Raw genomic sequence first — 22,043 nt, 5'->3', positions numbered from 1 at the left:
ATTGTTTGACGGTATGGTATCGTTGTTCCTCCAAAAGGAAAATCATTCTTCTATACGGAACAGGAGATCAGAATGTTGAACAAGGAACAAAACGAACTCGTAACCCGGACGGATGCGGGCACGCCCATGGGTGAGCTCTTCCGTCGCTACTGGCTGCCGGCGCTCCTGTCCGAGGAGCTGCCCGCGCCCGACTGCGCGCCGGTGCGCGTCCAGCTGCTGGGCGAACGCCTGATCGCCATCCGCGATACGCAGGGCCGGCTTGGCGTGATGGACGAGTTCTGCGCGCACCGCGGGGTCTCGCTCTGGTTCGGCCGCAACGAGGAGAACGGCCTGCGCTGCCCGTACCACGGCTGGAAGTTCGACGTCAACGGCCAGTGCGTGGACGTGCCCTCGGAACCGGAGGGCAGCCGCCTGTGCGACAAGGTCAAGCTCAAGTCCTATCCGCTGATCGAGCGCGGCGGCGTGATCTGGATCTACATGGGCCCGCCCGAGCACCAGCCGCCGGCGCCCGAGTGGGAATTTGCCACCGTGCCCGCCGAGCAGAGCTTCATGTCCAAGCGGCTGCAGGAATGCAACTGGCTGCAGGCGCTCGAAGGCGGCATCGATTCCAGCCACGTCTCCTTCCTGCATCGCGGCGGCCTGAGCCGTGACCCGCTCTTCAAGGGCGCCAAGGGCAATGACTACAACATGCAGGACCTGCGGCCGCAGTTCGAAGTGGTCGACGCCGAGGGCGGGCTGCTGATCGGGGCGCGCCGCAAGGCCGAGGCCGGCAAGCTGTACTGGCGCATCACGCCCTGGATCATGCCCTGCTTCACCATGGTGCCGCCGCGCGGCGATCATCCGGTGCATGGTCATTTCTGGGTGCCGATCGACGACGAGAACTGCTGGGCCTGGAGCTTCGACTACCATCCCACGCGCGCGCTCAGCACGACCGAGCGCCAGGCCATGCAGGAGGGCCACGGCATCCATTGCAAGTACGTGCCCGGCACTTACATTCCCCTGGCCAACAAGTCGAACGATTACCTGATGGACCGCGAGAAGCAGCGCTCCGGCGAACTCTACAGCGGCATCGAAGGCATTGCCGTGCAGGACTCCTCCCTGCAGGAAAGCATGGGGCCAATCCAGAACCGCACCCGCGAGCATCTCACCGGGACGGACCGCGGCATTGTGCAAGCACGCCGTCGTCTGATGGCCGCGGCGACGGCGCTGGCCGAGCGCGGGACGCCCCCGCCTGGCACCGAACCACGGGTCCAGAAGGTGCGCTCCGTGGCGATCGTTCTGCCTGAAGGCCAGCCCTTCCATGAGGCGGCGAAAGATGCGTTGCGGGCTGAGCCTAACAAGCCGCACGACTCGGTATGAGTACAACGCCATACCCGATGACTGTCACCGAGGGCATTCGATGAAGGCGGCGGTTGCAATTGCGCCTGGAACTACGGAGATCCGCGACATTGAGGTGCCGCCTCCGGATGCTGCATCCGGCGTGCTGCGCGTAGCCAGCACGGGAGTCTGCGGCAGCGACTGGGGCTATTACCAGAACCTGCCTCAGGCGCGCGGCCCACTGATCCTGGGCCATGAGACCGTGGGCCATGTCGAGCAGATCGGCGCATTCGCGGCCCGGCACTGGAACGTGAAAGAAGGCGATCTGGTCGCGCTGGAGGAGTACCTGCCCTGCGGCCATTGCGAGTACTGCCGCTCGGGCGAGTTCCGGCTGTGCAATGCCACCGACTGGCGCTTGGGCGGGCTGCGCTACGGCGCCACCGGGCTGTCGGTGGCGCCCGGCCTGTGGGGCGGTTTTGCGCAGCAGCAGCACCTGCACTTCAACACGGTGTTCCACCATGTGCCGCCCGGTGTCTCGGCACGCCACGCGGCCCTGGCCCTGCCCCTGTCCAATGGCATCGAGTGGACCTATCTGCAGGGCGGCGCCGGGCCGGGGCAGACGGTGCTGATCCAGGGGCCCGGCCAGCAAGGCCTGGCCTGCGTGGTGGCTGCGCGCGAGGCGGGGGCCGAGCAGATCATCCTCACCGGCCTGGGCAGCGAGACCGACCGCCAGCGCATGGTGCTGGCCCGGCAGCTGGGCGCGCACCACACCATCGACATCGAGGCGCAGGACCTGCTGGAGACCGTGGCCGACCTTACCGGCGGGCGCATGGCCGACCTGGTGATCGACTGCGCGGCCGGCGGGCCTGCCTCGGTGCTCAGCGCGATCGAGCTGGCGCGCAAGCGCGGCCGTGTCATCTTGGGCGGACAGAAGCGGCAGAAGATCCCGGCCTTCGACAGCGACCGCATCATCGCCAACTTCCTGACCGTCAAGGGCATGCGCGGGCATTCCTACGAGTCGGTGGAACTGGCGCTGCAGCTCATCGGCGGCAATCGCCATAATGTCACCTCCATGAGCACCCACACCTTCAGCCTGCAGGAAACCGACCTGGCCTTGCGCTCTCTGGTCGGACAAGGGGTGGAAGGTCCCATCCACATGACCATCGAGCCCCAACGGTGACGACCCCGGACCCGGACAGCCCGTCGCGCCGCCTCTCGTCTGTCGGCGGCGCACTGCGCCTGCTTAAGACCTTCACCCCGGAAGAGCCGGAGCTGGGCATCACGGCCCTGGCCAAACGCCTGGGCGTGGCCAAGAGCACGGCTCACCGGCTGGCCAGCACGCTGGTGGCCGAAGGTTTTCTGGAACAGAACCCGGTCGATGGCCGCTACCGGCTCGGACTACTGCTGTTTTCTCTGGGTGCCCAGGTACGCCGGCGCATGGACGTGTCGGAGCAGGCGGTGCCGCACCTGCACGCGCTGAGCACCCAAAGCGGCGAGACGGTGCACCTGGCGGTGCTGCACGACGCCGAAATCCTCTACCTGCGCAACATCGACAGTCCCCACGCCATCCGCACCCGCTCCTACCTCGGTGTACGCATGCCGGCGTATTGCACCAGCGAAGGGCGGGCCCTGCTGGCCTACAGCCCGCCACTGGTGGTGGCCCACATCATGCGGGCCAAACTGCAGCCGCGCACCGAGCACACGGTGACCGACAAGGCCAAGCTCACGAAAATCCTGGCGCAGGTGCGTGAAAGCGGTTATGCCATCGACGACGAGGAGTCTGAAGACGGCATGCGCGGCGTGGCAGCACCGATCTTCGATGCCAGTGGCGCGGTGGTGGCCGCCGTGGGACTGGCCGGGCCCGCGCAGCGGGTCAGCAAGACCGGCTTGCGCAAATTCTCCGCCCTGGTGGTGCAAGCCGGCCACGCCATTTCTGCCCGCCTGGGTCATCAGCCTGGCTACAAATGACCAGCCGCCGGACCCCTGTCTGGATCGTGACCGGCTACCTGGGCAGCGGCAAGACCACGCTATTGAAACGCTGGCTGCGCGATCCTGCGCTGGCCGATGCCGCGCTGGTGGTGAACGAGATCGGCGAGATCGGTTTTGACGACCGCCTGCTGGCCAGCGCCATGGACAGCGCCATGCTGCTGTCCAACAGCTGCGTCTGCTGCACCGGCCTGCCCGGGCTGGAAGAGGCGCTCACCGAACTCTGGTGGGACCGCCTGCACCGGCGACGCCCGGCGTTTTCTTCCGTGCTGATCGAGACAACCGGCCTGGCTGATCCCCGGCCGATCATCGCTGCGTTTGAAACAGTACCCTTCTTGCGCGAGCGCTATCGGCTGGCCGGCGTGCTGACCACCGCCAGTGCGCCGGCCGGTCTGGCCCTGATCGAGGCGCAGCCTGAAGCGCGCGCGCAGATCGAGGCGGCCGATGCGGTGATCATCACCAAAGTCGATCGGGCATCCGGCGCATTCTTGGCTAACGCACTGAATCGATTGAATCCGCACGCAGGCATCGCAGAGTCGGCCCAAGCGTCACTAGCGTGGTCGCAGGTCCAAGCGCTTGTCTCCGGCCTGGCCGGTTCTACGAAGCCATCGCCGCGTGGCGCGGACGGGCACCATCACCATGCTGAAGCTAGTTTTATTCCGCTCGCAAATCCCATGTCAACACCGGCCTTGAAGGCCCAAGTAGATGCATTGTGCGATGGAGCGTTACTGAGGCTGAAAGGGGTCGTGGCACTGGAAGATGGTCAGCACCATGCGGTTCAGTGGGCTTCAGGCGACACAGACATCGCCCTCACACCCTATGTTGGCAGTTTGCCACCGCTCGGTCTCACCTGTATCAAGGGCAATAGATAGACGGGTTGTTCGACTGCGCTGCTGCCGGCTCCGTGGACTCGGCTTCGCTGACTCTCAATCAGATCTTCTCCGTGACATTTCGTGGAGCATGACTAACGAACGCGTCACAAAAGAATCTGTCCTCGGGAAGCCCAATCTGCTCAACGCAGACACGTCGTAACGCCGCCACCATAGCCGGCGCTCCGCAGGCGTAGACATCGTGGCTGGACAGGTCAACATGGTCGGCAAGCAGAGCCTCGTGGACCAAGCCGGTGCGGCCGGGCCACGTACCTGCGGGGGCATCGCTGACCACCGGCACGTAATGCAATCCCGGCAGTATCTGCTGCCATTTGGTTATCACCTCCGACGCGTATAGTCCCTCCACTTGCCGCGAGCCCCAGTACAGCACCAGCGGACGGCTGATCTTGCGCCGCACCATGTGGTCGATGATGGACTTGATAGGGGCGAAACCGGTGCCCCCGGCTACCATGATCAGCGGTCGTTCACCATCCTCGCGCAGCCAGAAGTCGCCGTGCGGCAGTTCGAGCTGCAGCAGGTCGCCAGCCTTGAGGCCGGGCAGAACACCCATGCTGAAGTGGCCACCCGGTACGTGACGAATATGCAACTGCACGCCGTCGCTTTCATGCGGGGCGTTGGCCATGGAAAAGGAGCGGCGCTGGCCGTCAGGCAGGATCACCTGCAGGTACTGGCCGGCCTGGAACTTGGCGCGCTGGCCGGCGGCAAAACGCAGCTGCAGCACGGTCACATCGCTGGCCGGCTGTGTGATGCGGAATATCTTGGCCGGCAATATCTTGCGGGCATGGGGGTCGACGCGCTGCCAACTGCGCGGGCGGATCAACAGGTCGCTGGCGGCCTGGGCATGGCAGAAAAGGTGCTCGTTGTCGGCGTGGATGCCGGCCTCGGCACTGCCGCCGGCGGTGCCGGGCACCAACTGGCCTTCGAGTACCACGCCGCGACAGTTGCCGCACACGCCCTTGCGGCAGGAGTATGGCAGTTCGATGCCGTTACGCACGGCGGCGTCGAGCACGGTTTCGCCGTGCTCGCAGGAGAAGGCGATTTCGCTGCCGTCGATCTTGATCTGATGCGTCATTCAAATATTCAAAGAGGTACCGGCACGGCGGCGAGCCGCGCGACGGTATGGATCATGGCCCTTGCGTCGGCGATGCCTTGTCCGGCGATATCCATGGCACAGCCATGGCCCACGCTGGAGAGGATCACATCGGCGCCGATGGACAGGGCGCTGGCCTGCTTGGGACTCAGCAGCTTGACCGGGATATGGCCCTGGTCATGCAGCATGGCGACATAGAGGTCGTGGCGACGATCCGCCAGCAAGGCATCGGCACCCACGGGACCGTCCACTTGCAGGCCGGTCGCACGCAGACGCTCAGCGGCAGGTCGGGTGATGCGCTCGTCCGCATCGCCGAACAAGCCGTTCTCACCGGCATGTGGATTGATGCCAAACAGGCCAATGCGCGGTGCTGCCACGCCCAAGCGCTGCATGGCGCGCACCCCAGCCCGCGTGGCCTGCTCGACCAGCTCGGGACTGAGTCGGTCCAGAGCGTGCTGCACGCTCTCGTGCAAGGTGGCATGCACGATGTGCAGGCCACCCCCGACCAACAGCAGGAATACGCTGTCTTCGGGCTGCCCACAGACGCGTGCGACCAGTGAGGGGTAACCGGAAAAGGCAATGCCGGCCAGGTGCACGGCCGTCTCGTGGTGCGGCGCGGCGACCACGGCGTCGAACTCGCCGCGCCGTGCGGCCGCGATGGCAGCACTGGCCGCAGCGATCATGGCGGCACCGGCTTCGGCACAGACCTGCCCCGGCACAAAGGTGCTGCTGACCCCCGCCTCAGTCGGAACGACCGCGCAGGCGTCCAGCAGGGGGCCGAGTCCCAGCTGGGACGCCGTGCGTTGGAGCACCGCCTGGGGTCCGAACAACGTGATCTGCACGTCATCGCGTCCGGCATAGGCGGCAACGGTCTTGAGGGCGATTTCCGGCCCGATACCGTTCGGATCGCCGACAGGCAGCGCGATGCGGACGACCTTCCGGCTCACAGCGGCACGGCCAGCAAGGTGTCGATCCGGCTGCTGTCGCACACCACGATGCGGCTTTGCAGGCGTAGCGTATCGGTGCCCGTGTCGTACACGTCGTGGTAGACCCCCGTGCAGTACAGACTGGTCTCTCCGTCGTGCATGATGCGCGCCACCATGAAGGGAGTTTCGGCACTGGCCGTCTTCGCCTGGCTGTCCGTGACGAAGGGCAAGCCGACGATGTGCCGGTAGCTGTGCCGCTCGTAGATGTTGGCGTGGCGCAGGGCGGAGATGCGGTCCTGCAGCATGGCGCGGTTGCTGGCCCAGATCAGGCCGGCGGCCAGACCGTCGCGCTGGTTGTCAGCGGTGGTGACGGTGTACTGGCATTGCGGCAGGAAGAAGTCCGGCCAGCTCTCGAGTTCATTGTTGTCGATGCAGCGGATGTAGGCAGCCTGAAAAGCCGCGATCTTTTCGCGTAGGGTAGCGGTGTCCATCAATCTGGCTCCTAGATGTCCATGAGGCGGCGGTAGAGTTTCCAGAAGCCCCGCACCGAGGCTTCTGTCACCCGTGACGGGCTCGACGAGGTGCTGTCGCCTCCCATTTCGATCACGGCCTGATCTTCACCAGCCGCTGCAATGCCGCGCTGCACGAAGCCGCCGACCGCGCCGTCTTCCATGGAAACGAAGCCGGCCGGGCCAATCAGGTTGGCCTGCTTGAGGCGTACGTTGCGTTGTTCGCTTGTGTCGTCGGCGTAACCGAGGTAGGTCCAGTTCAGATCCGTCTTTTCCACGCTGCGCGGCAGTACCTGGCGGATGGCCAGGCAGTTCTGGATCTGCTGCAGCACGAAGCCCGGAAAGACCGAGAGGATCTGCAGCGTGATGCCGTCCTCGAATTCCTTGAAGCCCGCCAGCAGCGTCGGGTCGGCCAGCTTGTAGCCTTCCTGGTCGGAGCGCAGGCCCTGTTCCTGGTACTGCTTGCCGGCCTCGGCCTGCGGTGCATCCACCATCGAATAGCTGACGTGGTGTCCGCCTGACTCGCTCACGATGACCGCGCCGCGTTGCGACAGGCGGTTGAGGCGGAAGGTGGTGAAGAACAGGTGCAGCAGGCTGGCATGGTAGCTGTCCTTGACGTTCTCGAAGTAGAGCTTCCAGTTGTTGGGGAGCGCCTGCGTGAAGCGCCCGATCACCTCCACGGGCTTGTGCAGCACCCGCTCGATACGCGCGCAGATCTCGGGGCCGAGGTAGTCCTCGATGCCGTCCACCTCGTCGCTGAAGCTGCCGAACACCAGGCCGCAGAAGGTGGCGATGCGAAGCTTGCGCGGCGAATGGTCTTCCTTGCAGAAGGTGGCCGGCATGCCGCCGGCGCCATTGAGGCCGGCCTCAAAGGCCACGCCCTTGAGCGAGCCCTGCAGATCGTAGGTCCAGGCATGGTAGACGCACTGAAAGTCTTTGGCCGTGCCGGCCTTTTCCAGGCAGATCAGCGCGCCGCGGTGGCTGCAGCGGTTTTCGAAGGCGTAGATCTCGCCATCGTTGTCGCGCGCCACGACGATGGGCGCCCGCCCGACGAAGGTCGTGCGGTAACTACCCGGCTCCGGAAGCTCGGCTTCCAGGCAAAGGTAATTCCAGGCCGGTCCTTCGTAGACACGCTTCTGCTCCTGTTCGAGAACATCCTGGTTTTGGTAGACAGCGTAGGGCACGCGGGTGTGCTGCCCCCGCACCCACTGGATGGGGTGAATCTGGCTCATGATGGTTACCTTGCGTTGGGGGATCTGCGCGTCGATCAGTCGACCGTGACGTGAGCGTCCTTGATGACCTTGGCCCAGCGTATGGCTTCGCTGTGCATGAAACGGCCCATTTCTTCGGGCGTGTTGCCGATGACTTCGGCGCCCTGCTCGGCGAAGCGCGACTGGACATCAGGCTGATTGAGCGCTTCGACCAGGGCGTTGTTGAGAGATTTCACCGCGGCAGCCGGGGTGCCAGGCGGTGCGACAACCGCGAACCAGGTCACCGCCTGCATGCCCGGTAGACCGGCTTCGGCGAAACTCGGCACTTCTTTGACAGCCGGCGAGCGCTTGCTGTCGGCCACGGCGAAGATGCGTATCTTTCCGCCTTTGTGGAGCGGGGCGGAGGCGCCGAGATTGTCAAAGAAGACGTCGACCTGACCGCCGGCAAGGTCGGTCAGCGCCGGTGCCGTGCCCTTGTAGGGAATGTGGGTCATCTGTGTCCCGGTGAGCAGCTGGAACAGATTGGCCGTCAAGTGCGAGGTCGATCCGTTGCCCTGCGAGGCATAGGACACCTTGCCGGGGTTGGCCTTGAGGTAGGCAATGAACTCCTGCACATTTTTCACCGGCAACTGGTTGCTGACGGCCAGGACGTTGGGCACGGCGGCCAGCACGGTCACCGGCACCCACTTGGTGGCGTCGTAGGGCAGTTTGGGGTAGAGGCTTTGATTGATCACAAGGGGGCCGGGCGGCGCAACCAGCAAGGTGTGGCCGTCCGGTTCGGATTTGGCGACGATATCGGCGCCGATATTGCCGCCGGCGCCCGGCTTGTTTTCCACGATCACGCCGGCCGGAAAGCGGTGGCGTATTTTTTCGGCCAGGATGCGCGGTAGCACGTCGGCTGTGCCCCCCGCGGGGAAGGGCACGATCAGGCGGATCGGCTTGCTCGGAAAGTCGGCGGCGTGAAGGCTGGTCCAGGCGAAAGCGGCGCACAGCCAAATCATCAGTTGTCTCAAGTCTCTTCTCCTCGGGTAATGACTGTCCGGATGAACCAGACGGATGGCGAAAACAGGGGGGAAGTGTGTGGCTCCGGCCTCAGTTTGATAAAGTCAATTTTGCGAATAGCGCAAAATTGGTGAAATTCTTTTGACCACCATCAATGCAGAATCGATGCGATGGACACACACCCTCCAGTTCCACTTGTCAATGACAAGGACCTGATCGCCGGCCTGGCCAAAGGCTTGCGTCTGATCGAGGCCTTTGATGAAATGCACTCCCGACTGACCTCGTCCGAGGCAGCTCGCCGAGTCGGCATAAGCCCGGCTGCGGCCCGACGTTGCCTACTGACTCTGTGCCAGGGCGGCTACGCCCAGACCGACGGCAAGCGCTTCTGGTTGAACCACGGAATACTGCGGCTGTCCTACGCCTACTCGGCATCCACTCGTCTACCGCGCCTTCTGCAGCCCACTCTGGACGCCTTGAGCGAACGCACACGTGAGTCGGCATCCGTGGCCGTTCTGCACGGGACGGAAGTCATGGTCGCCGCGCGATCGACGGCCCGTAAAAGTCTGACCGTAGGTCTGGGGGTGGGGTCGCGCCTTCCTCTGCACTGCTCGGCCACCGGCCGTGTGCTTCTAAGTTCGCGTCCAGCGGCGGAGTTTGAGATCCTCTTCAATGCCATGTCTCTGCACAGGTTGACTCCACACACTCTCACGGACCCGATTCGTCTGCGCAAGCTGCTCAAGGCCTGCGCCGAAAATGGCTATGCATTAAGTAACGAGGAAATTGAAATAGGGGTCAGGTCGATCGCTGTCCCTCTGTACAACATGGGGGGCCTGGTTGTCGGCGCTCTGAGTCTTTCCAGTCGCGCCGACCGCATGACCGCAAGTGAAATGGCCGAGCAATTGCTGCCAGCCATGCTTCGTAGCCAGGCGTGGGTACGCTCAAGGTTGTCCTGAAGTCAACAGGTTGTCCTTCGCCCTAAGCGGCATTCATAGTAGTGAGCGCGACAGCGTATCCGGATTCGGGTTCGGCTTTTCAAAAAAATAGAAGCTCGCCAAATCCAGGCCTCTTTACGCATCCAGTACCAATGTTCCAGATCGACAACTCGAAACGCAGATCATCATCGATTTGTTAGCCGCACGTTCTTCCTTGGTCAAGATACTGTCTCGGTGTTCGACGTCGCCCGATAAAACGCGTGTTTCGCAGGCGCCGCACAGCCCTTCCCGACAGCTGGACTCAACCTTGCAGCCAGCGGTCTGTAATGCGTCAAGCAGAGTCGAGTCTGACGGAACGTGAATTGTCTTGTTAGACCTTCGCAACTCAACCCAGTACCCTTCTTGGTCGACGGCTCGGCCCTTTGGCAAATCAGCAGCGGCGAAGCGTTCCATGTGAAAATTTTTGTAGCCTAGCTGAACGCACGCCTTTTCATAGGCTTCCAGCATCCGCCCTGGCCCGCAACTGTAAAAGTGAGTGTCCGGCGGAAAGTTGCTGAGCAATCGAGTGATGTTGGGCGGAGCGCCGTTTTCATCATCGAAATGGAAAAATGTAGTGATGGAATTCTTCTTGCTTCTAGTGACCAGTTCCGTGATTTCGGTCATAAATGCGGCATCCAGTCGACTACGCGCGCAGTAGATAAGATGGACTTGTTGCTTAAGCGCCGAAAGGCGCTTAAGCATGGCAACAAGAGGGGTGATGCCTATACCTCCCGCAAGTAGAACACTCAGTCTTGCGTCTTCATGGAGGTGAAAGTGATTCCGCGGCACGCTTGTCGCAATGAATTGTCCAACTCGCAGCTGCTCATGCACGTAGCGCGATCCACCACGGCTTGCTCGATCTTTGAGAACGGCCACCACGTACCGGTTGGACTCGCCAGGGTTGGTTAGGGAGTAGCTTCTTACAAGTCCGGTGTCCAGATGAAGATCGATGTGGGCGCCGGCCTCCACACTTGGAAAGACGACCTCGGGCGTGGCAGGGCGAAGCTCAACACTGATGATGTCGCGTGCCTCATATCGGATATTGAAGACAAGTGCTTGGAGGAGGTGTGAGGGCATGACGAGCGCGCGCCACAAAGATGGAGCCGGCAAGGCCCCATCGAGTTACATGATATGAAGGCCACCGTCAACCATCAGGGTGGTCCCGGTGATGAAAGATGCCTCGCGGGACGCCAACCAAAGGATGGGCCAGGCAATTTCCTCCGGACTAGCCCACCGGCCGATCAGCGAAGTGTCCTTACGCTCTGTCCGGAGTTGCTCCACGGATTTGCCTGTCTGCTGTGCACGCCCGACGTGAAAGTCGGTCAGCGTCGAGCCCGGGCATATCGCATTGGCACGGACACCATACTCGGCCTCCTCGAAGGCCAGCGTGCGGGTATAGGCCAGTTGCGCCGCCTTGGTCGCATCGTACAGGGCCATGCCCTTGCGGCCAGTTACGGCATAGCACGATGAGACATTGACGATACTGCCTTCCCCCGAAGCTCGTAGGTACTTCAGCGCGGCCTGACAGTAATTGGAGATACCCACCAAATTGACGCCCACTATGGCCTGCCATTCAGCTGGTGTGACCGCCGCCGTGGCGCTGTAGTTGCGCATGGCGGCGTTGTTCACCAGAATGTCCAGGCCACCGAACTGCGCTACTGTTGACTGCACCGCAGCAAGTGCTGCCGCCGTATCAGAGACATCCGCTGTGGCGCTGGCCACGCGTGCCTGTGGCACGGCCTGGCGGATAGCCTCGCAGGTGCGCTGCAATGCTTCGGCGTTGGCGTCGACCAGCAGAACGGACGCGCCTTCCTGCGCAAAACATTTGGCGGCAGCCGCGCCAATGCCGGAACCTCCACCCGTGATCAAGGCGGTCTTGCCTCCCAAGCGTGCTTGACCCATACTCATTCTGCCTTTGCGCCGGTATCTTTGATGACCTTCCCCCAACGCCCGATCTCGGTGCGGATCCAGTCGCTGAACTGCTTGGGGCTGGAGGCCACGATATCGAATTCCATCTCGATCAACCGCTTTCTGATGTCAGGCTGGTTGAGAATCTTGACGATCTCGCGGTTGTAGCGCTCGATGATGGGTGCCGGCGTGCCGCCCGGGGCCAGAAAACCGATCCAGGAGGTGGCTTCGAAATCCTTGTAACCCGACTCGACAAGCGTTGGAATATCTGGCGTGCTTCCAAAACGCTTACTGCCAGAGGTGGCCAGCAGGTGCAGACGTCCTTCCTTGACGAATTGCTGCACATTGCCTGGCACGAAAAAGCCGGCCTGGATGTTGCCTGCAATCAGGTCCGTGACGGCCGGACCGGCACCCCGATAAGGTATGTGCGTCATGTGGAAGCCCGCGGCCGACTTCAACATCTCCATCGTCAGGTGCGAGGCGCTACCCAGAGCAACCGAGCCATAGGAGTACTGGCTCGGTGCAGCCTTGGCTTTGGCTACCAAGTCCTTCACGCTGGTGATGCCGGTGGCGGGGTTGACCACCAGATACTGTGGTGCCTTCACGGCCAGCGTGATGGGAGCCAAGTCCTTGAGCGGGTCGTAGGGCATTTTCTCGAACAACGTGACGTTGATCGCCAGAGGTCCGTTGTAGCCCACCAGCAAGGTATGGCCATCCGGCGCGGATCTGACGACCTCGTTGGCACCGATATTGCCGCCCGCGCCGGGCTTGTTCTCTACCACCACAGGCTGGCCCAGCGCTTCCTGCAGCTTGGGTGCGACCAGGCGAGCCAGCACGTCGTTGGTGCTGCCGGTAATGGGTACAACGATGCGCACCGGCTTGCTGGGCGACCAGTCGGCGCCAGCGCTTTGGGCCCACGCCGATACGGACGCGCAGACATAGAACACGGCTACAGCGATGAACCGTTTGAGATTTTTCATTTTGTCTCCTTTGTTTATTGAGGTTCGGTCGGCATCAGAGGCTGAAAACCGGCTTGCTGATTCCGTCGGCAAGGTTCTCTCGCGCCCATTCGACTGGGTCTTGCCCCTTGGGCAGTAGCACGCCGGCCGGACGCACCCGCTGCTGGCTTGCGTCCAGCGCCGGCGGATTCTGACCTTCTTCTAGGCCGAGCGCCGCTTCTTGCAGCATGCGCCGTGCCATGACGATCGCCTTGTCGGTCGGCAGCAGGTGCTCGGCCTCGTGGTTCTGGATCGTCCCCATGCTTTCCTGCAGCGAGTAGTCCTGCGCAGCGAAGCCGAAGATACCGCTGTAGGCGCGCTTTTCCTTCTGGGCGACACGGTCCATCATGTAATCGTTGTCGCTGTTGGCTTTGGGGATGAAGCTGCCCGGTGCCTCGTACTCCACGTGGATGCCCTTGCCGGCCTCCATTGCCGAACGCTCCTCTGCTGACAGGGGCCGGCCGGGTTGCCAGTTGATGCTCCAGGCCCAGCAGCTGTGATCGTCGATCGGCACCCAGACATGACCGCCCAGCGCATGCCCGCCAAAAGGGGCAATCAGCGTGAACCACGGGAACAGCCACTGCGTGACACGCCAGTAATACGAGTCAGGCTCGCCGTTGCGGCGGCCGAACAGGCTCAAGCCGAAAGGCGTCTTTTCGATCTCGAACACCACATTGCCATCGGCCTTGATGTAGTCAAGCGCCTTGACGCCCTGGTGCATCGGGTCCGAATCCACTTCGAAGCTGTGCACGTACGAGACGTGCGCGGTGTCGATGCCGCCCTCCATCGCCTGCAGGTAATTCGAATATTGCAGCCGCTTGGAGACGAACACATGGTCTGCAGGCAGCGTGCACCATTCGAGTTCCGGCGGTGCCGGCTGCTTGTCGGCCGGGCCCATGTAGGTCCAGACGATGCCGCCGCGCTCGATGCAGGGATAGGCCTTGATGTGCATGCGCTCGCAGGCTTGTGGCGACGACGGCACGTCCACACACTTGCCATCGCCGTCGAACTTGACGCCATGGTAGGCGCAGCGAATGCCGTTTTCCTCATTGCGGCCGAAATACAGCGAGACGCCGCGGTGTGAGCAGAACTCGTCGATCAGACGGGCCTTGCCATCGCTGTCGCGGAAAGCCAGCAGTTTCTCGCCCAGCAGCTGGACACGCACCTGGGGGCCGTCGGGATCGGCAATCTCGCTCGATTGCAGGGCAGGGACCCAGTAGCGGCGCATCAGGTTGCCCATGGGGGTGCCGGGGCCGACACGGGTAAGCGTTTCAGACATTTCCTTGTTCATGAGTGCGGTCTCCTTCGGTTGTGAAAGCCGGCATTTCCGTAAAAAATGCCGATCCTTTGATGTCCATCAGATAAGAACAGTGTCCATTGTACGGACTATTTGAGCTATGTCAAACGCTTTCTCAAGAAAACCTCCAGCCACCGCCGTTGCCTGGTTCTGCCCGGGATACGATGCGGCCTCTGCCCGTCATTCGAAGGAAAGTGGATTGGCCCAGACTGAAAAAATGAGCGACAGCGTCCGTGCGGTGGACCGCGCGCTGGACATCCTCATGGCGTTTACCGCCACCGATTACGAACTCTCAGTCGCTGAACTGCTCAAGCGCGTCGATCTGAGTCGGCCCACGCTATATCGCCTGCTGCACACGCTGGAGCAGAGCGGCTTTGTGATATCGGTCGGAGAACCGCAAAAATTCCGACTGGGTCCGTCCGTAGCTCATCTGGCACATGTGTGGACGTCCAGTCTGGACATCAGCGCGCTGGCACAGCCCGTCATGCGCCGAATCTGGGAACAGACTGGAGAGACGGTGGCCTTGTTTGTTCCGCAGGGGGCCTATCGTCTTTGCATTGCTGAACTGCCAAGCGCCCAACCCTTGAGTTTCAAACGAGGAGCAGGCTATCAAGAACGCATCCTGTTGGGCGCCAGTGGGCGAGCCATCCTGGCTTATGCGGTGAACGATGCGAGCGAATTGAAGAGCTATGCAACCGGTTCCCCGATTGATCTGACGCGGTATCCCGCTGAACTCGCGCAAATTCGCAAGCGTGGTTACGCCATCAGCAAGGATGAATTAATTGAGGGTGCGGTCGCAGTGGCCGCCCCGTTTTTCAATGGCGCAGGCAGGGTGGCGGGGTCAATTGGCGTATTCGGTCCCAGTGCCAGGTTGCATGCAGCACAGATCGAGGCTTATGGCTTGCTACTGTTGCAGGAAGCCAAGGTTTTGTCCAAGGCGTTGGGCCATGTCCCATCTGACATTAGCTCCAAATAGGATATTCCAGCTTTAGTCGTAGGCACGTACTTGGATTTCATGCAGTCTGCCTCAGGTTCGTGATTTCTCTCGTGAAGTCGCAAACTGCCATATAGCGCTCGCATGCGGTGTGGCTTGGTAGTATGAAATAGCGCTGCCGGCCAAGAGCTGGGTGCCGTCATCCAGTCGTGTTTGTACTATGACCGCTTCCCACTGCACACAAGCCGTTGATGTGTAGATCTGCTTCAGATTGCGCCGCTGTTTCCGCGATTTTGTTGCCTCGATTCCTAGCCAGGTGGTCAGCTTCTCGGCGTAGGGATCGAGCTTGCTTGGGCTGACCCGCTTTGCGTATGTGGGCTCGGTCTCGTCGGACCGCAGGTACTTCTTCACCGTGTTGCGAGCCAGGCCTGTACGCCTGGAGATCTCGCGGATGGACATCTGTTCTCGCAGTGCCCAACGTCTGATGACATTCAATGTCGCCACGTCTATCACTCCTAATTTCCCCCTGCATTTAAAACTAGCAGGGTAGGGCCTACGTGGGTCAACTTTGGATGGAAATCACTGTCCTAAGTGGGTCAGATTTCGGCGGAATTCAACACGCCATCCGTAACCTAGCCACTAAAGGGCGATCGCCCCAGCAAATATTCGAATCGGTGGGCGCAAGGAACCTCGAGCAGGTCCAGCGCGTCCTCCAGGGCAAGACATATAAGCGCATTCAGCCATCAGCAGAGGAGTGACTCGCGATGCGGGCAAACGCAGTGGAAGCACCGGCGAGTGCAATGATCGGCTGAATGTCGTTGGGTGATCGTCACCAGTGAGCGACCGGTCTCTTGGACGGGGGAGTAGCCGCTTCGGGTCGAGAGTGCCGGTTGGAAATCGGGGCAGTAGTCGTTCACGATGACGTTGCGATGCAGCATACGGTCGGTGTCGGCTCTTCCTATGAAACCGGCCGTCGGATCGGCCAGGGCTCGTGCACCCGAATGACTGCTGCAGGGAAGAAACCGTGACTTGTCGGCACGGCCGCGACCGACGGCAATCGCTGCACACCAGTCGGTAGTGGTGGCAATGTCAGTTCAAGGCTGATTGCGTTCTTTCGCAACGGACAACCCACTGATCGCAATCAGCCCGAAGTGGTCAACCGACTCGAGAAACCGAGAGACCATTTTTAACCGGCGGCTAATGTTTGCTTTCACGGAAGGGCATGTATCTGCGAGTCAATAATCACCATGCCAAGCGTCTACCAATGGACCAACATGGACCTTAACAACACCCGGGATAGCTCGCAACCAGGACAGAACTGCGTCGCGATCAAGCTCAGTCGGATTTTGAACAGCACCGACAATCGCACCTTCTGTGCAGCCGCCACCGAGTAGTAAGTCTCTTGCCACGATAATTTCCTCCAAGAATCCGTTGATGAAGCGGTCTTGCTGGCTGACAGTCGGAAGCTGCGACCAGACAATAGAGTAGTCAAAGCCGAGTTGCTGAAACTCAGCGATGCGCAGCTTCTTGCGTAGACGACGACTCCTGCGCTTGTTCACATTGGGATGGGCTGAAGGTGGCATTAAAAAGACCTATGAAATGAGTGAGCTAGCCTCGATCACTTGCGGTTATTGTCCTCCTGAACGGCCGCTTCGCGTTCTGATCCGGCCGGCCAGGCCGAGAGCCACCTAGTCACCGGCGCCGGTAACACCGGTCATTGGCCCTTCTAAATCAAGTGACGGCACTCAGCCTTGAACCGACATTGCCATCACAGCCGACGCTAGCGCAGTGATTTCTGCCGGTGGATTGTGGGCGAGCGAAATTTCGACATTTGTCTTGGATTTTTAGCGGTCATGGATGTTGAGGTGCCTTGTCAGCGCAATATCCATGCGCCTTCCAAAATGTATATAATAAATTATATTAATAAAATTAATTATAAGTATGGCGCCCGCATCACGCGCAATCGTCCTGACAGAACGTGCCATTGCCAGTTTGGCAAAGCAGCCGGGCCTGACTCAAGCCACTGCGTTGCTTCTCTGGAAATTGGTCGGTCTCCTGCCCATTTCTGGACAGCCTCTGAATCTCAGCCAGCTTGCTGATGAACTGGGCCTGACCATCGCTACAGTCACAAACGGCATGCAGACGTTGCTCAAGGCGGGGTTTGTGCTGCGTGGTCCCAAGGTGGGAAGGCTCCACACTTACAAGCTCAATACCGCTTATTTCCATCATCTATGAGCGATACGGCCGCAGACATGACTTAGCCCCACTGCAAGAGGCGGCTTACCTTTACGCAGCCTGGCGATCACGCGATCCTGCTCGGCAATACGCCGCCTGAGTGCCGCAATATCAGTGCGGTACTGGGCTGATGCCTTCTTCAAGGCTTGGGTTTCGGCGCGGATCTCTTTACGGGCAATACGGGAGATCTCTGCCTTAAGCTGGCTGGAAAAGTTGGCCATTTCATTCTCTGAGTGCTATCGAGTGCCCCATCTTAAAGAGTGCAGGATGGCATTTGCTACTGCGTGCGACACAATGCACACTCCTCGGCTGCACTACAGAATTGGTGAGGCGGAGCTCCGGAGCAAGAACACGTCGAGCATCAAGCCCCTCTTTAGGTGAGAATGACCTTGTTAACCCGGAAAGCACAGTGCAGCTGGCACATGCATGAAGCTCTTATATTGGGAGATAGGGCTGGAGTACCAATCCTTACATTGGTTGAACACGCTTGAGAATCCAAGTCGCCTCTGACCTGCATTTGGAACTTCTGCCTGAGGATCTGAGGGTAGAGCTCCTGGTCGACCCCCACCCGGACGCTGAGCTACTGATCTTGGCAGGGGACATCCATACCGGGGTTGAGGCCATCCGGCATTTCCGAAACTGGCCTGTCCCCGTACTCTATGTCGCGGGAAACCATGAGTTCTATGGACAGACCTGGGAAGATGTCCGGGCGAGTTTGCGGGAGGCGACTGCCGGCACGCTCATCCAGGTCCTGGACAACGACGCCTGCGTTATCGGCGGTGTCCGCTTTCTTGGGACGACCCTCTGGACCGACTTCGCCGTCGATAGGGCGCGTCCAGCACCCAGCGCCATGGAGTTGGCGGGGACTTATCTGAAGGACTTCTTTGAGATTCACACCCGGTCAGCCGAGGCCTCCACGGGGCGGATCACGCCGGCCCTGATGCTGGCTGATCACCTGGCATCCCGTACATGGCTGGAAGGCGAGCTACGGCGTGAGTTCATCGGCAAGACGGTGGTGATCAGCCATCATGCACCCCATCGCCTGAGCGTGCACCGCAAGTACGTTGGCCATCCATTGACACCCGCTTTTGCCTCCGACCTATCGGAGCTGATGTATCGGACGGATCTCTGGATCCATGGGCATGCTCATGACAGTTTCGACTATCAGGTGGGGCGATGCAGGGTGGTCTCGAACCCGGCTGGCTATTCGCTGAGTCCCCGCTGCAGGCTCTCAGGGCGCGAGTCGCTTCAATTGGAGAATCCTGGGTATCAGGCCAGCTACCTGGTCGTGATCTAGCAACAACTGGCCTTCAATCTTCAGCCTAGGGGGATATTCTCCAAATGCGGCATGGAACGACAGACTTTGGCTCCGAGCTTGGTTGAGCGCCATCGGCGCTAACGGCCTCTGGTGTTCATTTGCCTTAGTTGCTGCACCCCAACAACCCACAGGTCAAGGGCCAGATTGCAGCGGTTGCTGCCGTTCGAGTTTTCAACGTGCATGCCCTTGGCGTGCCGGATTGCGATCACTCCTATTCATGCATCGTGGTAAGGCGCAGAGACAGGTTTCAGGCGCGTAGTTGACATTGCTAGAGAGTTGACAACAGCGTGCAGAGATCTGCAAGCTCGACGAGCAAGACTGCAGCAGCATCAAGCATGGTGCGATCAATCACCTGGGCGTGTCGCCAGCGTTGATGGCTTACCGCGAGCACAAGGCCATGCTGGGCAAGACTTAGGCCGGCGAGAAGTTCCCGGCGGTTGTGATGATGGGGGCTGGCTGGATGGTGGTCCCCGACATCAAACCAGGCAAGTGATGGTGAGTGGCTGACCCGCCCTGGGTCAGCCACTCAGTCGGGATCGCTGTTTGCAGGTGATCCCGTCCTTTTTGTCAGTTGGCGCAGCAGCGCTGTGGCCAACCAGCCATCACTTTGATCCACCCGAAGCCTTGGCCACGTAGGCCGCCAGGGCGGCAATTTGCGCATCACTGAGTTTGCCGTTGTAGGACGGCATCTGCCCAATCCCGTTGCGCAGCGCGGTGGCCACGCGCTTGGCATCGGGCTTGAGCTCGTCCAGGCTGGGGCCCACGGCGCCTTCGGCTCCCGCGTCCTTGAGCGCATGGCACAGGGCGCAGGCAGGCACCGCGCCTTGGCCGAACAACACCTTGCCTTGTTGAAGTTGCGCGGCATCGTCGGCGGCGTGCACGGGCAGCACTGTGAATGCCAACGACCACAGGGCAGCGACCAACGCGTGTTTTTGGATTGTGCGCTTCATGCCACGCTCACTTTCACGGCGTGGTCGGCCCAGCTGGTGTTGTTGTAGCCGCCCGCGTTTTCCATGCGTTGTTCGGGCTGCACGTTGCCTGCGGTGTCGGTGGCTCGGCTCGCCAGGGTGAACTGGCCCGCCGGCAGGCGTGCCGCAAAAACAAACTGCCGCCACGCAAAGCGGCCGAGGTCGGGCCCCACCATGCGCGCGAGCTGCCAGGTTTTTCCGCCGTCCAGAGAAACCTCGACCTTGGCCACCGCGTTCATGCCGCCAAACGCCACGCCATGGATCTGTGTGTCACCCGCTTTAAGCGGGGCGCCGTCCGTGCCGGGACCGTTGATCCACGACTTCACCGTCATTTCCTGCACCGATGGCTGCGACGGGTCGCCCTTCGCGCCGGGCGGTGAAATGCGGTAGCCGTGCGACATGATGCGTGCGTCGGTCTCCTGAGCGGTGAAGGCCAGGCGTTTGACGTACTTGATGTTGTTCACGCCCGTGTAACCCGGCACGATCAAGCGCAGTGGGCCGCCGTGGGCCAGCGAAATCGGCACACCGTTCATTTCCCAGGCCAGCAGGGCATCGGCGAGTGCGGCAGCAGGCACCGAGCGTTCCACGATCACGCTCTTGGGGTCCAGTCCATCGGGGAGTTTTTCGCCGCCTGTGCCGGTGAGGTAGGCCATGCCGGCCTCCACGCCGCCCAGGGCATCCACCACCCAGCGCACCGGCACACCGCTCCACACCACACAGCCTGCTGCGCCCACTTGCCAAGGCGTTCCACTGGGCTTGTTGGGGAAGTAGCCGCGTCCGTTGCCAGAGCATTGCAACACCATCGCCGTGGTCTCGATGCCCATGCGCTTGAGGTCGCCCAGCGTGAGTTTGCGCGGGTTCTTCACCCCCTCGATGTTGATCTCCCAGGCATCGCGGTTGCCCAGGATCGAGACGTCGGGCGCGGGCAGGTTGTTGCGGATGTAGAGCTGCTCGGACGGCGTGATTACGCTGGTGCCGAACACACTGCGCTTGGTCTCAATGGTGGTGCTGCTGTGCACGATCAGGCTGGCCGGGTCCTTCCAGCCCACGTACGCTGGCAGAGGCTTGGCAGCACCGGCCACGGCGACGGGCGCGGTCTCACCAGCAGCGGCTGCGGTGCGGCCAAAGCTGGCCAGACCAACGGCAGCCAAAGCAGCGCCGCTGCCGGCCAGCAGGTGGCGCCGGGGGAGCGAGGTGGGTTGTTGGTTCATTTCTGGGGTCTCCGGTGGTTGGGCGTCGTGCGCCGGTTGGGGTGAAAGGGGTGAGCGGTTGATTCGTTGACAGGGACGCGGTGCCTCAGCCTGGCCCGGACACGGGAGGTGCCTGCAGTGCCGTCTGCGCGACCGCCAGTGCCTTCTTTTTCTGGGCCACCAGCAACAAGGGCTTGCCCTCGCGCGAGCGGATCACCTTCCAGTGCACGTTGCTCCACCAGCCGCTGGCCTCGCGCAGGTCCACAGGCTGGTCAAAGGCATACACCGTCACCATGCCGCCCTTCTCGAAGAACGTGGTGAGGTGGTAAGCGAGGTGACCTTCGATATCGCATGGCCGCATGAGTTGGGGAAACCCGGGCACCACGTTGGCGTCCCGCATGCCCAGGTGCATGAGCAACTGGCGCTGCTCCATGAAACTGCCCCGCAAGCTGCGCTCGTGGTATTCGTGGTCGATCGCGTCGCGCACCATCGCTGGCGGTCGCACGGCTAGCACCCCGCCGCTGGTGCCACCGGCCAGCAAAAGCGCAGCCAGAAAACGCTGCAAGCCGCGTCGCGCCAGCAGCGGCTGCGGCTTTCGGTACAGGTGTGCCGGTGCGTCGCTGGCCTCGAAGGCGATCGCCAACTCGGCGCGCGCGCGCAAATCGAATTCGCTGTCGGGCAGGAAAGGCGCGTCGGTATCGGGGCTCATGTCTTGGTCCTGCGAAACGGGGTAACGTTGACATCGGCCTTGGGTGTCGCAGGTACCCCCATGGCCAGCTTCAAAGCGTCGCGCGCACGGGCTAGGCGCGACAACACCGTGCCGGGCGCGATCTCCAGCGCCTCGGCCATCTGGGCGGTGGGCATGTCGTCGAAATAAAACATCACCAGCACCTCGCGGTGGATGGGCGCCAGGCGCGCGAGCGCCTTGACGACATCGAGTTTGTCGTCCAGCCCCGCGTCGGGCGCCGCTTGCTCGGGCTGCTCTTCATCGTCCAGCGACTGCATGCTGGGTGCGGCCTGGCGAAAGGCGGCGCGGCGCATGATCTGAAAGAGCCAAGCCCGTGCCAGCGCAGCGTCGCGCAGTTGCTCCCGGTGCTTCCAGGCGTTGGCAAAACAGTCTTGCACCACGTCTTCGGCAATGGCGCGCGAACCAGTGAGCGCCCACGCACTGCGCAGCAAAAAACGGTAGTGCTCACGCACCCATTGGTTATAGCGGGACTCGGCAGACTGGAACAGCATGGTGATCAAGAGCGCTGCGTGGCTTGGTTCATTCCGTGGCGCTCATCGGTACTT

23 protein-coding genes and 1 pseudogene are annotated in these 22,043 nt (G+C 61.6%); 8 read left to right on the top strand and 16 right to left on the bottom strand.

Annotation, left to right across the window (positions count from 1 at the left end; translation table 11 throughout):
- Window positions 1–72 precede the first annotated feature (72 nt).
- The 4 genes from HTY51_RS11745 to HTY51_RS11730 all read left to right on the top strand — a co-directional run bounded on the left by HTY51_RS11745 (window position 73) and on the right by HTY51_RS11730 (window position 4,175).
- Complete coding sequence (locus HTY51_RS11745) at window positions 73–1,359, top strand: Rieske 2Fe-2S domain-containing protein (RefSeq protein ID WP_174252903.1); 1,287 nt, start codon at window positions 73–75, stop codon at window positions 1,357–1,359.
- 121 nt (window positions 1,360–1,480) lie between these two features.
- Window positions 1,481–2,497 carry a zinc-binding dehydrogenase gene (locus HTY51_RS11740; RefSeq protein ID WP_254606868.1) on the top strand — a complete coding sequence of 339 codons (1,017 nt, stop codon included), beginning with the start codon at window positions 1,481–1,483 and terminating at the stop codon, window positions 2,495–2,497.
- Window positions 2,494–3,285, top strand: a complete 792-nt coding sequence (locus HTY51_RS11735) for an IclR family transcriptional regulator (protein ID WP_174252901.1) — start codon at window positions 2,494–2,496, stop codon at window positions 3,283–3,285. The genes HTY51_RS11740 and HTY51_RS11735 overlap by 4 nt, the downstream gene beginning before the upstream one ends.
- Entirely contained in the window at window positions 3,282–4,175 is an 894-nt protein-coding gene (locus tag HTY51_RS11730) for a GTP-binding protein (RefSeq protein ID WP_174252900.1), read from the top strand. The genes HTY51_RS11735 and HTY51_RS11730 overlap by 4 nt, the downstream gene beginning before the upstream one ends.
- A gap of 58 nt (window positions 4,176–4,233) precedes the next feature.
- Here the strand turns inward: HTY51_RS11730 and HTY51_RS11725 are convergent, their stop codons facing one another.
- From HTY51_RS11725 to HTY51_RS11705, 5 genes are read right to left on the bottom strand one after another with little or no spacing between them, the layout of a single operon-like run.
- A complete protein-coding gene (locus HTY51_RS11725) occupies window positions 4,234–5,265 on the bottom strand; it encodes a 2Fe-2S iron-sulfur cluster-binding protein (protein WP_174252899.1) in 1,032 nt (343 codons plus the stop codon).
- An 8-nt stretch (window positions 5,266–5,273) separates the two neighbouring features.
- A complete protein-coding gene (locus tag HTY51_RS11720; RefSeq protein WP_254606867.1) occupies window positions 5,274–6,230 on the bottom strand; it encodes a PdxA family protein in 957 nt (318 codons plus the stop codon).
- Complete coding sequence (locus HTY51_RS11715) at window positions 6,227–6,700, bottom strand: nuclear transport factor 2 family protein (protein ID WP_174252898.1); 474 nt, start codon at window positions 6,698–6,700, stop codon at window positions 6,227–6,229. Before HTY51_RS11715 ends, HTY51_RS11720 begins: the two co-directional genes overlap by 4 nt.
- 11 nt (window positions 6,701–6,711) lie before the next feature.
- Window positions 6,712–7,950: an aromatic ring-hydroxylating dioxygenase subunit alpha gene (locus HTY51_RS11710; RefSeq protein ID WP_174252897.1), complete on the bottom strand. Its 1,239-nt coding sequence runs from the start codon at window positions 7,948–7,950 to the stop codon at window positions 6,712–6,714.
- 35 nt (window positions 7,951–7,985) lie between these two features.
- Window positions 7,986–8,942 (bottom strand): tripartite tricarboxylate transporter substrate binding protein, encoded by a 957-nt coding sequence (locus tag HTY51_RS11705; RefSeq protein ID WP_254606866.1) that lies wholly within the window; start codon window positions 8,940–8,942, stop codon window positions 7,986–7,988.
- A gap of 159 nt (window positions 8,943–9,101) precedes the next feature.
- Between HTY51_RS11705 and HTY51_RS11700 the strand changes: the two genes are divergently transcribed.
- Window positions 9,102–9,884 carry an IclR family transcriptional regulator C-terminal domain-containing protein gene (locus tag HTY51_RS11700; RefSeq protein WP_174252896.1) on the top strand — a complete coding sequence of 261 codons (783 nt, stop codon included), beginning with the start codon at window positions 9,102–9,104 and terminating at the stop codon, window positions 9,882–9,884.
- Window positions 9,885–9,998: 114 nt separating this feature from the next.
- Here HTY51_RS11700 and HTY51_RS11695 read toward each other — a convergent pair whose 3' ends face one another.
- The 4 genes from HTY51_RS11695 to HTY51_RS11680 are packed head-to-tail and all read right to left on the bottom strand — an operon-like array spanning window position 9,999 to window position 14,099.
- A complete protein-coding gene (locus HTY51_RS11695) occupies window positions 9,999–10,979 on the bottom strand; it encodes a PDR/VanB family oxidoreductase (RefSeq protein WP_174252895.1) in 981 nt (326 codons plus the stop codon).
- Window positions 10,980–11,024: 45 nt separating this feature from the next.
- Window positions 11,025–11,810: an SDR family NAD(P)-dependent oxidoreductase gene (locus tag HTY51_RS11690; RefSeq protein ID WP_371733798.1), complete on the bottom strand. Its 786-nt coding sequence runs from the start codon at window positions 11,808–11,810 to the stop codon at window positions 11,025–11,027.
- Window positions 11,807–12,790 carry a tripartite tricarboxylate transporter substrate binding protein gene (locus HTY51_RS11685; protein ID WP_174252894.1) on the bottom strand — a complete coding sequence of 328 codons (984 nt, stop codon included), beginning with the start codon at window positions 12,788–12,790 and terminating at the stop codon, window positions 11,807–11,809. The genes HTY51_RS11690 and HTY51_RS11685 overlap by 4 nt, the downstream gene beginning before the upstream one ends.
- A 34-nt stretch (window positions 12,791–12,824) precedes the next feature.
- Complete coding sequence (locus HTY51_RS11680; protein WP_174252893.1) at window positions 12,825–14,099, bottom strand: aromatic ring-hydroxylating dioxygenase subunit alpha; 1,275 nt, start codon at window positions 14,097–14,099, stop codon at window positions 12,825–12,827.
- A gap of 223 nt (window positions 14,100–14,322) precedes the next feature.
- On the opposite strand from HTY51_RS11680, the gene HTY51_RS11675 reads away from it, so the two are divergent.
- Window positions 14,323–15,081, top strand: a complete 759-nt coding sequence (locus HTY51_RS11675) for an IclR family transcriptional regulator (RefSeq protein WP_174254255.1) — start codon at window positions 14,323–14,325, stop codon at window positions 15,079–15,081.
- A 195-nt stretch (window positions 15,082–15,276) separates the two neighbouring features.
- Here HTY51_RS11675 and HTY51_RS11670 read toward each other — a convergent pair.
- Window positions 15,277–15,552 (bottom strand): annotated as a pseudogene (locus tag HTY51_RS11670) (IS21 family transposase); the annotation flags it as partial.
- A gap of 722 nt (window positions 15,553–16,274) precedes the next feature.
- Window positions 16,275–16,598 carry a 50S ribosome-binding protein YggL gene (locus HTY51_RS11665; RefSeq protein WP_174252892.1) on the bottom strand — a complete coding sequence of 108 codons (324 nt, stop codon included), beginning with the start codon at window positions 16,596–16,598 and terminating at the stop codon, window positions 16,275–16,277.
- A 382-nt stretch (window positions 16,599–16,980) separates the two neighbouring features.
- Between HTY51_RS11665 and HTY51_RS11660 the strand changes: the two genes are divergently transcribed.
- The gene (locus HTY51_RS11660) at window positions 16,981–17,274 is read left to right on the top strand and encodes a MarR family transcriptional regulator (RefSeq protein WP_174252891.1); all 294 of its coding nucleotides are present in this window, start codon (window positions 16,981–16,983) and stop codon (window positions 17,272–17,274) included.
- Here the strand turns inward: HTY51_RS11660 and HTY51_RS11655 are convergent.
- Complete coding sequence (locus HTY51_RS11655) at window positions 17,265–17,495, bottom strand: hypothetical protein (RefSeq protein WP_174252890.1); 231 nt, start codon at window positions 17,493–17,495, stop codon at window positions 17,265–17,267. The genes HTY51_RS11660 and HTY51_RS11655 overlap by 10 nt on opposite strands.
- Before the next feature lie 296 nt (window positions 17,496–17,791).
- Here HTY51_RS11655 and HTY51_RS11650 point away from each other — a divergent pair, with 296 nt between their 5' ends.
- Window positions 17,792–18,571 (top strand): metallophosphoesterase, encoded by a 780-nt coding sequence (locus HTY51_RS11650; protein WP_174252889.1) that lies wholly within the window; start codon window positions 17,792–17,794, stop codon window positions 18,569–18,571.
- A 623-nt stretch (window positions 18,572–19,194) separates the two neighbouring features.
- Here the strand turns inward: HTY51_RS11650 and HTY51_RS11645 are convergent.
- From HTY51_RS11645 to HTY51_RS11630, 4 genes are all read right to left on the bottom strand, one after another.
- Window positions 19,195–19,542, bottom strand: coding sequence for a cytochrome c (locus HTY51_RS11645; RefSeq protein ID WP_008904214.1), 348 nt, complete (start codon window positions 19,540–19,542; stop codon window positions 19,195–19,197).
- Window positions 19,539–20,771 (bottom strand): sulfite oxidase, encoded by a 1,233-nt coding sequence (locus tag HTY51_RS11640; RefSeq protein WP_008904213.1) that lies wholly within the window; start codon window positions 20,769–20,771, stop codon window positions 19,539–19,541. Before HTY51_RS11640 ends, HTY51_RS11645 begins: the two co-directional genes overlap by 4 nt.
- Before the next feature lie 85 nt (window positions 20,772–20,856).
- Window positions 20,857–21,459, bottom strand: a complete 603-nt coding sequence (locus tag HTY51_RS11635) for a hypothetical protein (RefSeq protein WP_008904212.1) — start codon at window positions 21,457–21,459, stop codon at window positions 20,857–20,859.
- Window positions 21,456–21,989 carry an RNA polymerase sigma factor gene (locus HTY51_RS11630; RefSeq protein WP_174254254.1) on the bottom strand — a complete coding sequence of 178 codons (534 nt, stop codon included), beginning with the start codon at window positions 21,987–21,989 and terminating at the stop codon, window positions 21,456–21,458. The genes HTY51_RS11635 and HTY51_RS11630 overlap by 4 nt, the downstream gene beginning before the upstream one ends.
- Between the last annotated feature and the right edge of the window lie 54 nt (window positions 21,990–22,043).

The sequence above is a fragment of the Rhodoferax sp. BAB1 genome (assembly GCF_013334205.1).
GTDB lineage: Bacteria > Pseudomonadota > Gammaproteobacteria > Burkholderiales > Burkholderiaceae_C > Hylemonella.
The sequence above is the reverse complement of the archived record's forward strand: the minus strand, read 5'-3'. Positions and strand labels throughout refer to the sequence as shown.